The sequence below is a fragment of the Vibrio sp. JCM 18905 genome (assembly GCF_055393305.1).
The window spans coordinates 403,359-415,573 of sequence record NZ_AP043878.1 but is presented as its reverse complement, the minus strand read 5'-3'; the positions used below and the strand labels follow the sequence as shown (position 1 = coordinate 415,573).

Sequence of the window (12,215 nt, the reverse complement as noted above, 5' to 3'; positions counted from 1 at the left end):
TATCGGCGGCTTTTTTAATCTATGCTCTCAAACTTGTTCAACTTATCCTGTTCTCCAGTCTCCATTGGCTGGGCGACTTTCCTGTCCAACTGCGAAAGTGGCGGCTGAATACCGCAGTTTCTGCATAACCCAGTTGCAACGCGATATCGGTAATACTCTGAATATTCTCACTTAAACGCTGCTCGGCGAAATCCTGACGCACTTGCTGCAACAGCTGTCGATAACTCGTGCTCTGCTGCTTTAGCTTGCTTTGCAGCATTCTCGGATGCAGGTCTAATGCTCTTGCAACGCGCTCCACGCTGCATTCTCCCGTCGACAACAAACGACCAATCATATTCGCTGCTTGATCACTCAGATTGTTAGGATAGCGGGTTTGTAAATACTTGAGGTGCTGTTGAAAGTGGCGATCCAGTGCGTCTTCGTCTTGGTGGTTCTTAGCGTTAAGCAGACTCGCTTTAAGTAGGATACCGTCAAACTTATCACCGAAACGCAGTTTGTTCTGTTGGGCAAACTTGCTTTGCTCTACTTCCAAGGTTGCGTGTTGAGTCAAATGTAGCGCGAAGTGGCTTGCTTCAATATCGAGCAAACTGGCGATAAACATGGCTAAGTGTGACACACTGAGCTGCATCAACTGCGCAATACCGCGGTCACTATTCACATCAATATTGAGCGACAATCGTACCCAATCATCTTGTGGCGTCATGTTGAGAGTAACGCCTGACGAATGCAAATAGAGATAATCATTCACCCGCGCCAATGCATCACCGACCGTTTCAGCACGAGAAACCAGCATCGGCAAATCGCCTAAACTTTGCAGGTTTTGGCGCTCGGCGAGTAACGCACCAAACAACGGTTGCTTACAACGAGCAGCCGCTTCCTCCAGCAATTCAGCCAATCTTGGATAAGCGAGATAGGTATCGGGATCGCGAAACTGCGCGGCAGACAGGCCAGCAGCGGCCATTATCTCTTGCGGATTCTGACCTAATTCTGAAACCAAGCTATCAAATTTATCGGCAGCGCCACTTCGTACGATATACATGTCTCGATTTTTAAATGTTAACAGGTTGTAAATCGCAATATATCAAATTTACTTCGTAAAAGGTCAAGTGAGTGCCAGTGAGTTGATCTAAGTTACATTTCGATAACAACAACGCATGGATGAGAAGCTGTATGGAACTTATCAATAAAACTGCCATCGTGACTGGCGCTGCGGGTGGAATTGGGCAAGCTATTATTGCAAAGCTAAGAGAGCAAGGAGCCAAAGTGCTTGCTGTCGATATTTCAGAGCAATCACTGCAAATGTACGCAAGTTTTGGCTTTAAGCAGTTGGAAACCTTTGTTGCGGACGTCACCGATTACCAACAAGTCGAAGCCATGGTGAAGTACGCGGTCGAACAATTTGGCTCACTTGACATCATGGTCAACAATGCAGGCATCGGCGCACCGAAACCTCTGCTTGAACATGATCCTATCGCCGACTTTGAGCCTATCTCTAAAGTCAACCAAAACGGCGTTTACTATGGAATTCTCGCCGCTGCACGACAATTCCAAGCGCAAGGGACACCGGGCGTGATCCTCAATACCTCTTCCGTTTACGCCCAAATGGCCTCCGAGATGACGTTTACCTACAACGTCAGCAAAGCCGCAGTCGATATGATGACCAAATGCGCCGCTTTAGAGTTAGCGCCTCTGGATATTCGTGTGTGTGCCGTCGCTCCGGGACGCGTTGATACTCCGATGTTAAGGCAATACGAAGAGATCGGCTTGTGGAACCACATCCGCAAAGAACAGATGCGCCAAAACTTCACGCAACCAGAAGAGATTGCCAACGTGGTAGCGTTTCTTGTCAGCGAGAAAGCCAACTGTATCAACGGCTGCACCATCAGCGCATCTGACGGTTTCGAGAATTTTAAGTACCCACTCATGGGATAGGCGAGCACGCCACATTACAGCAATAGCGAGGATGTAAGTTATGTCATTACCAGAAGTTATTCAGCATCAAGATTTCCTATTAACTCTTAATACTAATGAAGAGTCGATCATCAAAGACGCGCTACCGGGCGTTGATGTTTACCCGCTGTTTCTTGACCCAGAAAATGGTACGTGGGTGATTCGCGCCAAGTTCAAACCGGGTATCACTCTGCCTAAGCACTTCCATACTGGTGTGGTGCATTTCTATACCCTAAGCGGTGCTTGGCACTACATCGAGTATCCAGACCAAGTCCAAACCGCTGGTAGCTACTTATATGAGCCGGGCGGTTCGATTCATACCTTTCACTGTCCAGAAGAGTCGGGTGGCGCAGATGGCTTTATGGTGATCCAAGGTGCGAACATTAACTTTGACGAAGAGGGTAACTTTATCAACATCATGGATGCAGGTTGGATTGAGCAAGTGGTGGTTGCCGCTGCCAAAGCGCAAGGCTTCACTGCGCGCTATATCAAACCGGGTGCGATTGCTGCCCTGAGTGATGAGCTAGCGGAGTAACCCCATGCAACAGATGAACAGTATCGTAATGCAGAATGGTAGTGTCCGCCTGAAGCAAGTCGAAATCCCCAAACCCGCAGCGGGACAAGTGTTGGTTCGTAGTCTCGCTTGTGGTATTTGTGGCTCCGACCTTCACATTACTCGACACGCGGATGAGGTATTTGATGTATTCCACAAGCTCGGGTTGATGCCTGATGAAGCCGGTGAGCACGCTCAAGTGATGTTGGGGCATGAGTTCTGCGCGGAAATTGTCGAATACGGATCTGACACTCAACAGACGTTGGCTGTTGGTAGCCGAGTCACCTCAGTGCCGATGTTGCTCAGTCAAAATGGCGCGGGCGTTGGTGTTACTCCGGGTACTTATGGCGCTTACTCTGAGTACTTCCTGCTTGATGAAGCGTTATTGCTACCTGTCCCAGACGGAATGCCGTCTGAGGCGGCAGCATTAACCGAACCACTGGCAGTCGGTTTGCACGCGGTCAACCGCAGTGAAATCGAAACGGAAGAAACAGCGCTGGTTGTCGGTTGCGGCCCTATAGGGCTGGCGGTGATTGCTGCACTGAAACAACGCGGTGTGAGCAATATTCTTGCGGTCGATCTTCAGGAAGAGAAACTGCAACTTGCTAGTGAGTTTGGCGCAAATCGATTGATCAACCCGACCAAGGAAGACGAGATCGCCGTTGGTGAGCAGTACGCGATGAACTCACGTCTGGTCATTTACGAGTGTGTTGGCAAGCATACTTTGATTGACGATTTTCTGCGCCGCGCTCCTGCCCGAGCGCGAATCGTCATCTCGGGTATCCATACGACACCCGCAATCATTAACTACGCGTACGCGACGGTAAAAGAGCTCGATTTGAGATTCTCTTACTACTACCAACCGCACGAGTTTGAGCAATGCCTTCAAGCGATTGCCGAACACAAGTTGCCTTGGCAGAAAATGCTTACCGCCAAAGTGGGAATCGATGGTGTGGAAGATGCGTTTAGACAGTTAATGACGCCAAATGATCACATCAAAGTCGTTATCGAACCTTGGCGCAGCGGCGCGTTAGAAGTGATTTAACTCTTAGCCAGATTAAGCTAGCTAAAACCAATTCTAGTTTGGTGGCAGCCCCAACCGTAGCAGCTAGGTTGGGGCTTTTTTTGTTAGGCCTGTTCTGCGTATTCCTGTTGCAGAGCAGGGTAATCGGTGTAGCCTCGTTCGTTTCCGCCAAACAACGTTGAGCCATCGAGTTCTGCCAACGGATGGTGATGTTGCAAGCGAGAGACTAAGTCTGGGTTTGCTACGAATGGTCGTCCGAATGCGACAAGATCCGCGTAGCCTTTCTCTAATACTTCGTTTGCTCGTTGAGGATCGTAGCGACCTGCAACAATAATAGCGTTGCGAAAGCGCTTTCTAAGTTCGACTCGAAACGCCTCAGGAATCGTTGGAGCATCGGCCCAATCGGCCTCGGACAAGTGCAAGTATGCAATGTCGCGATCCTGTAGCTGTTTTGATGCCTCTAAGATCGTTGGCACTATATCTGGGCAGTCCATATCTTTAAACGTAATGAATGGTGCCAATCTCACTCCAACTCGATGCGCACCAACAGCGGCGATAACTGCATCCACTACTTCGATAAGAAAACGGATACGATTTTCTCGTGAACCACCGTAGTTGTCTGTTCGATGATTTGAGTTGGTTCTTAAGAACTGATCGATCAGATACCCATTCCCGCCATGGATTTCTACACCATCAAAACCCGATTCAATGGCGCGTTTGGCTGCGTTCGCGAAATCACCGACAACTCGGTTGATATCCGCTTGTGTCATGGCGCGTGGCTCAACACAGTCGACCATATTGCCGTTGCCTTGTTCGTCCGCAATCCAAACTTGCGTCTCTACCGGAGCGAGCGCAGATGGCGCGATAGGCTGTTCACCATTTTGGAATGTTGGGTGAGACACTCTGCCCACATGCCATAGCTGACAAAACATCGCTGCGCCTTGTGATTTGACCGCTTGGGTCACACCCTGCCAGCCCGCCACTTGTGCATCGGTGTAAACGCCAGGTGTGAACGAGTAGCCTTGAGAATCGTCCGAAATTTGTGTGGCTTCGGAAATGATCAGCCCGGCAGAAGCGCGCTGTTGATAATACGTTGCCATCATCTCATTCGGGATGTTGCCCGGCTGAGTGGTGCGTGCGCGAGTCATTGGTGCCATGACAATACGGTTTTGTAGTGACAACGCTTTTAGTTGAGCTGGTTCAAACAGCTTATTTGTTCTTTGTTTCATGTTGCGCTCCTCAGATAAGTACTGGCACGTTGGTCGCTTTACGAGCGGTTGCCATCCAGTGAAGTACGGCTGGATCCCATTGCACTTCGGGCGCACTGAAAAAACCGCGTAGAATGGAGAACATAATGGCTTGATCAACCAGTGACGTTTGCTTTTCTGAACTTAGGTTGAGCAAGGGCTTGGTTTGTTCTATCAAAGCGGCGACTTCTTTCGCAATCGCTGGCGTATCGTTAATCAAGGCTTCAAAATTTAACGCTTCGGTTTCCTTTTTTGCACGCCATGCTTGTTTAGCGGTTTCTGTTGCAAATTCCGGTAACGTCATGTTTGACCAACGCGGATACCCGACTTTTTGTAGCGGTAAAAACGCTTGTTTTTGCCAGTCTAAAACCAGTGTTGAGGGTTGGCTGCTTTCGTTAGAAGATGCCAATTCAAGGAAGTAGTTGATGATGTCTAAGCTTTCCGCCATGGCTTCACCATCGTCTTTGATCAAAAGAGGAACTTGTTTTGCGCCGATGATGTTTGTGGTGGTGCTCTCGTCGTCATAAGCAATGTTGATGACGTCGAGCTGAATATTCAGCATGCCTGCAACAAAACGGACGCGGGCGCTAAAGGGGCAATGTTCATAAATGTACAGTTTCATTTTTTGTTTCCTATCTCTTGGCTGGGCAGGGCGTGTTGTTGTGCGTTGAACACAGTGACGCCGAATACAGCGTTACGGCGTTTAACTTTGCCCTGTCACATAACGTTCTGGGTCTAAACAATGTCGATAGGGTCAGTATATGGATTCGATTTAATTTGATAATTGGGTAATATCTGAATTGATTATTCAGTTTTTCCAAATAATAAGGGCGCGAAGATGGATAAGTTTTCGGATATGACGTTGTTTGTCAGCATCGTTAAACATCAAGGTCTGGCAGCGGCGGGAAGGGAGTTAGGTTTATCTCCGGCGACGGTAACGGCAAGGCTGCAAGCGATAGAAGAACGCTATGGCGTAAAGCTGCTCAACCGAAGCACACGCCACGTATCACTCACGGACGCAGGGGCAATGTACCATCAAGCTTGTCTGAACATCATTGATAGCGTGAAAGAGACGGAAAACTTACTTCAAACTGGTATTTCGGAAGTGCGCGGAACGTTGAAAATTTCAGCTCCACGAGATATTGGCAAACAAATTATTTCGCCGATGGTGTCGGCTTTTTCTGAGCAATATCCGGATGTGACGCCTTATCTTTATCTTAATGACAATTTGTCGAACTTGGCTGAATCGGGGCTCGATTTGGTGATTCGTTACGGCGAGTTAGCGGACAGCAATCTCATTTCGCGCAAGCTGGCGTCGAGTCAACGCGTGCTGTGCGCGTCACCTGATTACTTGGCGAAGCAAGGTGTCCCAAACTGTCCACAAGATCTCGCGGATCATCGCTGCTTAGCCATGGTGCGCAGCAATGAAGAATTAAAAACGTGGCACTTTAAAGATGAAGAGTCTCACCAAACGATCACGGTCACGCCAAAGCGCTTTTCTGATGATGGTGAAGTGATTCGACAATGGGCGTTGGACGGTGCGGGGATTGCGTTGAAATCGATTTTAGATATTCAGCAAGACCTAAAACAACAACGTTTAGTAACGGTTTTGGATGGGTATATGAAAAACTTCAGCGCCTTTTCGCAAGGCGCTGAAGCGGATCTGCATGTCATTTATCAAAGCCGCCAATATCAACCGAAAAGAGTTCGCCTTTTTTTGGACTTTCTAGTTGAGCAATTTAGCGCGCTGAGTGATACCAGCAATCAGATCTAGATGCGATTCAGAAGTTTCTCGGCGGTGGCGATAAATCCCGACGGTGCCAGGGTTTGGTTCGTTTTCCATGGTTAAGCATCGTAAGCCAAAGGATTCCAAATACGGTTTCAGGTGGCCGGTATAAGACATCACCGCGACGCTTTCTTTCAGTACATCAATACTGGCGAGCAGAGAATCCACTTCGTAAGTCGGTCTATCATCCAGTTGCTGCCTTTCGCGTTCATTTTGTTTCGGGATTGGGTTATCGATGACGTGAGCGAATTTCTTAGCGTCATAAGTGACCGAAAGAGCGGGGTATTCGTGCAGCATCTCTTCGGTGACGGTTTTCCCTAGCAGTGGATGGTTTGGGGAAACAAAATAGGCATCAACCGTTTGAAATAACGGAATAAACGTAACATCGCATTTAGACGACAAGCCGACAATCTCGTGGCCGATGAAGAATTCAATCTGTTCGTTGATTAATGAATCCATCAAGCCTAAGTGGTTGCCAAATTCGACGTGCGTAGATGCCGATGGCTGCTTGGTCAGATGTTCATTGAGTGCTTGTTTGACGAACAGCGGCCACCACGCATCGCCAGTACCCATTTTAATTTTTCCGACTTGGTACTGTTTCCGTTCATCAATGCTTTGCATCATTTGGTTGTATTCATGCTGCATTGCGTTGCTATGGCGATAGAGGATGCGCCCGTATTCGGTCAACACCATGCCATTAGGGTGACGTTCAAACAGCGTCACGCCGAGATTCTCTTCCAGCTTCTTTAAATTGCTTGTTACCGTTGGCTGGCTTAACCCTGCCATTCTTGCCGCAGCGCTGATGCTTTGACAGCGTGCAACCAGTAAAAATTGCTGCAGAGATTTGTCCATTTTCTTTCCCCTCTAAGAACGAGGGGTATTTTGCACAATTTCATTTATAAATCACAAATCTGTAATCTCATTTGATTGAAATTATGCGCATTTCATAGATCTACATCACTGTTGGGGTTTGACGTATAGATGTTATCTATAGCTCGCTCCTGACTTCCTATTTTCCCCTCAAAAGGGTGTTCTTTAGACTGTCGCTAAAACAACAATCTAAGGGATGAACATGAAACCGAGTTTTATTGCGCTTGCTGTCGCGTCTTGTATTGGTCTTGCTGGGTGTGGGTCAGATTCCTCTGATGCGCCTGTGCAGGTCGACAAACCAATTATTTCAGCCGACTTATATTTACGTGGTTTAAATGGGGATTGGGGCACGGCAGAGCATGCCAAGCTAAACTATTTGGGTAATAACGAGTACGAAACCGTACTGCGCGTCGCTCGAGGTAGCAATCAGTTCAAGATTGCTGATCCGGGTTGGCAGATCCAATACACCTATTTTGAGGAGCCCGCGGCGTTCGATAAAGCTCAGGAGTACCTGCCAAAACCAGACACAAATGAAGCGTGTATGAACGATGATTGTAACTCTGAGATCACGTTTGAAGACAAAGGGTATTACAAGTTTTCTGTGAGCTTTGCCGATGAAAGTCGCGCGACAATGACTGTGACGAAAGCAACGCAAGAAGAAGCGGAAAAATACTACTCTGATGCGATTCTCGACCCTGCAATGGTGCATCAAGGGCATCAGAGTAAAGAAGTGAAACTGTTCGCCAATTACGATGACTCGAGTGATACCGTGATTTTCTCGGTGAAAGATCCTAAAGCTGAGCTGCGTGAATTTGGTATTTCAACGACGACAGAATTGCGTGATGCGCTCGACCAAGGCTTAGTGATTAATGAACAAACAGGGCCGCGAGTGGTGTCGGGCGATGTCGCGTTTGATGCGTTGTTTGCGTTGACGATGAAAGAGCTAGACCAGCTTGCCGTTTCTGAAATCAAAGACGGCAATTACAACTACAACAACCCAATCAAAGCGGAAGTTTTTGAGACGGGCGCGAAGTGGCATTACGTATGGACGCGTGATTTGGCGTACGCAGCAGACCTTTCGCTTGCATTGATGAATCCAACTCGCGTGCAAAATGGTTTGAATTTCAAATTGTCCGCTTTCCGCGACACGACCGATCAGCAATACGATGGCGAGCAGATTGTGCAAGACACGGGCACTGGCGGCAGCTGGCCAATTAGTACCGACCGCACGACTTGGGCGCTTGGTGCAGAACGCTTACTTTCGGCATTGGATGGAGAAGAGTACAACCAATTTGCCGAGCGCGCTTACAAAGCGATCAGTAATACACTTGAAGCCGATCGCCTGGCGGCTTTTGATGCGAAATCTGGTTTATACACTGGTGAGCAATCATTCCTCGATTGGCGTGAGCAAACGTATTCAACGTGGACGCCAAACGATGTCAATGCGATTGGTAGCAGCAAAGCGTTATCGACAAACGTGGTTCACTACCGCGCGATTCATCTCGCGGCTAAGTTGGCAGAGAAGTACGATTCAACCAACGCGGTCAAATACACCGAGTGGGCTGCACAGCTAAAAACCGCTATCAACGAGCAGTTTTGGAATGCCGAACGCGGTATGTACGTAAGTTATTTGTTTGATAATGGCAAAGACATCGCGGTCGACAAATATGACATGTTGGGCGAAGCACTTGCGATCATCAGTGGTGTGGCAAGTGATGCGCAGGCGAAACAAATCATGGCCAATTACCCACACAGTGAGTTTGGCGTGCCGGTTTATTTCCCTCAACAACCAGACGTGCCTGTGTACCATAACCGCGCAATTTGGCCATTTGTTACCGCGTACAGCTTGCGCGCCGCGCATCAAACACAAAACGTGGCAGCAGCGAACAATGCCATTCAATCGTTGGTTCGTGGTACGGCAACCAATTTATCCAACATGGAAAACTTAGAGTGGCTTTCTGGTAAGTCATTCATCATCCATAGTGATCATGGTGAAGATCCAAGCATGGATGGCCCAGTGATTAACTCTCAACGTCAGCTTTGGTCTGTGGGTGGCTACTTGAACATGGTGGTAGAGACCCTATTCGGCATCCATACCGAAACAGGTAAGTTGGAAGTGAAGCCATTTATCACAAGTTGGGTGCGCAATAACTTGTTGGCTCAGTCTGAACAAATCACGTTGGAAAACTTTGCCTTCAAAGGAAAGAACTACTCGGTAACGATTGACTTGCCTGAAGTAAGCAAAGATGAAACAGGCTACTACCCAGTTGAAAATGTCACGATGGACGAAGAGGGGCACTTCCACGTGACACTGGGCGCGCTTGTGAATGCAGATAGCAGCATTACTTTAGTTTCTGGTGTGAAACCGTATGTGAGTGAAGATAGCCGCGTTTATTCTCCGCAAGAGCCAACATTGGTGGTAACAAGCGTTGATAATTCGGTTTCGATTGATGTGACGAGCAAGTACAACGTGAACTTGTATCGCAATGGCGAGCTGATTCAAAAGAACGTGATTGCTCAATCTTATTCCGATACGCCAACAGGTTTTGCTTGTTATTTGGCTGAAAGCATTAACGATAAAGGCTTCCGTTCTAACCCAAGCCAACCGGTTTGTGTCGGTGAAGAGATCCGCATCAAACTTGATGGCGAATATCAGCCACTCAAAGACACTGTCTCAGTGGTTACGGTGAGCAAAGACAGTGGCATCGTAAAAGGTGCAGAGTCGTTTACAGCTCCTGTAACGGGCACTTACCAGTTCGATGCTTGGTACAACAATAACCTAGGGCAACTTAATACCGGCATCACGAACACCGTGAAATTGTTAGAGGTATTGGATGATACAGGTAAAGTTGTTGGTCAAGGTTACTTGCAGATGGGCCATATTGGTGAAAACCAAGGTATGCGTTACTCAACGCCAATTGAAGTAGCGTTGGAGCAGGGGAAAACCTATCAGATCGCGCTGAAGGACCACTTCAATATGAGTTACCTCACATCGAATGAAACCTACATCTACGCTGGTGGTATTGAGGGTGAAAAGAACGAAGCGCAAATCGCAGATATTCGAATCACATCTTTAATGTAGGCTGTTTTAACAAAGCTGTGTTCTAAAAAACTGTGTTCTAAGAAAAACAAAGCCGCTGAGATTATCAGCGGCTTTGTTGTATTTTCTATCGGGGCTGTTTGCAGATTAGTTTGCGGCCTGTGGACGAGGCTTACGACGCTGACCTGATGGTTTGTTTCCTGCAGGCTTAGCATTGTTTGGCTTGCGGTTACCAGACGGTTTACCAGCGTTGCCACTCTTATTACCGTTTGGTTTATTTCCATTCGGTTTATTGCCATTTGGCTTGTTGCCGTTAGGTTTGCGGTCATCTGGTTTACTGTTTGCACGACCTTGGCCTTCACGGTTGCCTCTAGGCTTGTCCGCACCGCTTTGGTTGGTGCTGTTTTTGTTGCCGTTGTTACCACCGTTGAAGCGACGCTTAGGTTTGTTTGCGCCATTGCCCGCTTTCTTTTCGGTTGCTGGAGCGTTTTCACCCGCAGCATTTGGCGCTTTTGGTTTTTTCGGCTTCTTAGGTTTTTTCGGTTTGATTGGACGAGTATCCAGTTTGGATTCTGGCACTACATTGGTTGGCGCAAAACCTTCCAACTCTTTACGTGGTAGCACTTCTTGAATCAAACGTTCAATCGCAAACAACTCAGATGCTTCTAGCGCACATACCAGTGAAATAGCTTTACCTACTTCGCCCGCGCGGCCAGTACGACCAATACGGTGAACGTAGTCTTCTGCCACTTTAGGTAGCTCAAAGTTCACCACTTGCGGCAATTGAGGAATATCGATACCGCGCGCAGCAATGTCCGTCGCGACCAACACACGAATTTCACCCGATTTAAAATCCGCCAGTGCTTTGGTACGTGCGCCTTGGCTCTTGTTGCCGTGGATGGCAGCAGCAGGTAGGTTTTGTTCGATAAGGAACTTCGCCAGACGGTTTGCGCCGTGTTTCGTTTTCGTAAACACCAGCACTTGCTTCCAATCGCCGTCTTTGATCAATTTAACCAACATCGGTGCTTTCTTCTTCACGTCTGCTGGGTAGATGCTTTGCTCAACCGTTCTCGCTGTCGAGTTTGCCGGGTTAACGGAAATCTCAACCGGGTTGTTCACCAAGCCTTTCGCAAGGTCGCGGATTTCATCCGAGAAAGTCGCCGAGAAAAGTAGGTTCTGACGTTGTTTTGGTAGCAGGGCTAGGATTTTGCGAATGTCGCGGATAAAGCCCATATCCAACATGCGGTCTGCTTCATCCAGTACCAGAACTTCCAGTTGGTCGAACTTCACCGCATTTTGGTTGTACAAATCCATTAGGCGGCCTGGTGTCGCGACCAACACATCCGCACCTTTGCGAAGACGCTGCATTTGCGGGTTGATCTTCACACCGCCAAAAACAACCGCACTGCTTAGTGGAAGATGACGGCCGTACATAAATACGTTTTCTTGCACCTGAGCCGCAAGCTCACGTGTTGGCGTCAGGATAAGTGCACGAACTTGGTTAGCACGAACGCGAGGGCCGTTCGATAAACGCTCAAGAATCGGTAGCGTAAAGCCTGCAGTTTTACCTGTACCAGTCTGCGCTGCTGCCATTACGTCTTTCCCTTCCAAAATAGCAGGAATTGCTTTTGCCTGAATTGGCGAAGGGGTGTCGTAGCCTTTTTCTTGAATAGCTTTAAGGATTGGAGCAGATAGACCTAAAGAGGTAAAACCCATATGTATGATTCTCAATTGTAGAGTTAGAT

Annotated in this window: 10 protein-coding genes; 5 read left to right on the top strand and 5 right to left on the bottom strand. The window is 48.0% G+C overall.

The annotated features are described in order from the left end of the window. Positions 1–37 precede the first annotated feature (37 nt). Complete coding sequence (locus tag ACZ5ZC_RS01690; protein ID WP_054866953.1) at positions 38–1,039, bottom strand: helix-turn-helix transcriptional regulator; 1,002 nt, start codon at positions 1,037–1,039, stop codon at positions 38–40. Between the two features lie 131 nt (positions 1,040–1,170). Between ACZ5ZC_RS01690 and ACZ5ZC_RS01685 the strand changes: the two genes are divergently transcribed. From ACZ5ZC_RS01685 to ACZ5ZC_RS01675, 3 genes are read left to right on the top strand one after another with little or no spacing between them, the layout of a single operon-like run. Further along, positions 1,171–1,932, top strand: coding sequence for an SDR family NAD(P)-dependent oxidoreductase (locus ACZ5ZC_RS01685; protein ID WP_054866954.1), 762 nt, complete (start codon positions 1,171–1,173; stop codon positions 1,930–1,932). 40 nt (positions 1,933–1,972) lie between these two features. Further along, positions 1,973–2,485, top strand: coding sequence for a 2,4'-dihydroxyacetophenone dioxygenase family protein (locus tag ACZ5ZC_RS01680; protein WP_025633388.1), 513 nt, complete (start codon positions 1,973–1,975; stop codon positions 2,483–2,485). Between the two features lie 4 nt (positions 2,486–2,489). Then, positions 2,490–3,548, top strand: a complete 1,059-nt coding sequence (locus tag ACZ5ZC_RS01675; RefSeq protein ID WP_268978675.1) for a zinc-binding dehydrogenase — start codon at positions 2,490–2,492, stop codon at positions 3,546–3,548. Positions 3,549–3,631: 83 nt separating this feature from the next. Here ACZ5ZC_RS01675 and ACZ5ZC_RS01670 read toward each other — a convergent pair whose 3' ends face one another. Together ACZ5ZC_RS01670 and grxB are read right to left on the bottom strand one after the other, a co-directional pair. Then, positions 3,632–4,756, bottom strand: a complete 1,125-nt coding sequence (locus tag ACZ5ZC_RS01670) for an alkene reductase (protein ID WP_464931693.1) — start codon at positions 4,754–4,756, stop codon at positions 3,632–3,634. A 10-nt stretch (positions 4,757–4,766) separates the two neighbouring features. Next, on the bottom strand, positions 4,767–5,396 hold the full coding sequence (gene grxB / locus ACZ5ZC_RS01665; RefSeq protein WP_065770334.1) for a glutaredoxin 2: 630 nt from the start codon (positions 5,394–5,396) through the stop codon (positions 4,767–4,769). A 216-nt stretch (positions 5,397–5,612) separates the two neighbouring features. On the opposite strand from grxB, the gene ACZ5ZC_RS01660 reads away from it, so the two are divergent. Next, the gene (locus ACZ5ZC_RS01660; RefSeq protein ID WP_025607263.1) at positions 5,613–6,548 is read left to right on the top strand and encodes a LysR family transcriptional regulator; all 936 of its coding nucleotides are present in this window, start codon (positions 5,613–5,615) and stop codon (positions 6,546–6,548) included. Here ACZ5ZC_RS01660 and ACZ5ZC_RS01655 read toward each other — a convergent pair. Continuing rightward, a complete protein-coding gene (locus tag ACZ5ZC_RS01655) occupies positions 6,501–7,412 on the bottom strand; it encodes a LysR family transcriptional regulator (RefSeq protein WP_005392753.1) in 912 nt (303 codons plus the stop codon). The two genes, ACZ5ZC_RS01660 and ACZ5ZC_RS01655, sit on opposite strands and share 48 nt — an antisense overlap. A gap of 220 nt (positions 7,413–7,632) precedes the next feature. Here ACZ5ZC_RS01655 and ACZ5ZC_RS01650 point away from each other — a divergent pair, with 220 nt between their 5' ends. Next, complete coding sequence (locus ACZ5ZC_RS01650; protein ID WP_464931692.1) at positions 7,633–10,512, top strand: MGH1-like glycoside hydrolase domain-containing protein; 2,880 nt, start codon at positions 7,633–7,635, stop codon at positions 10,510–10,512. A gap of 105 nt (positions 10,513–10,617) precedes the next feature. Here the strand turns inward: ACZ5ZC_RS01650 and ACZ5ZC_RS01645 are convergent, their stop codons facing one another. Further along, positions 10,618–12,186: a DEAD/DEAH box helicase gene (locus ACZ5ZC_RS01645; RefSeq protein WP_464931691.1), complete on the bottom strand. Its 1,569-nt coding sequence runs from the start codon at positions 12,184–12,186 to the stop codon at positions 10,618–10,620. Positions 12,187–12,215: the final 29 nt, after the last annotated feature.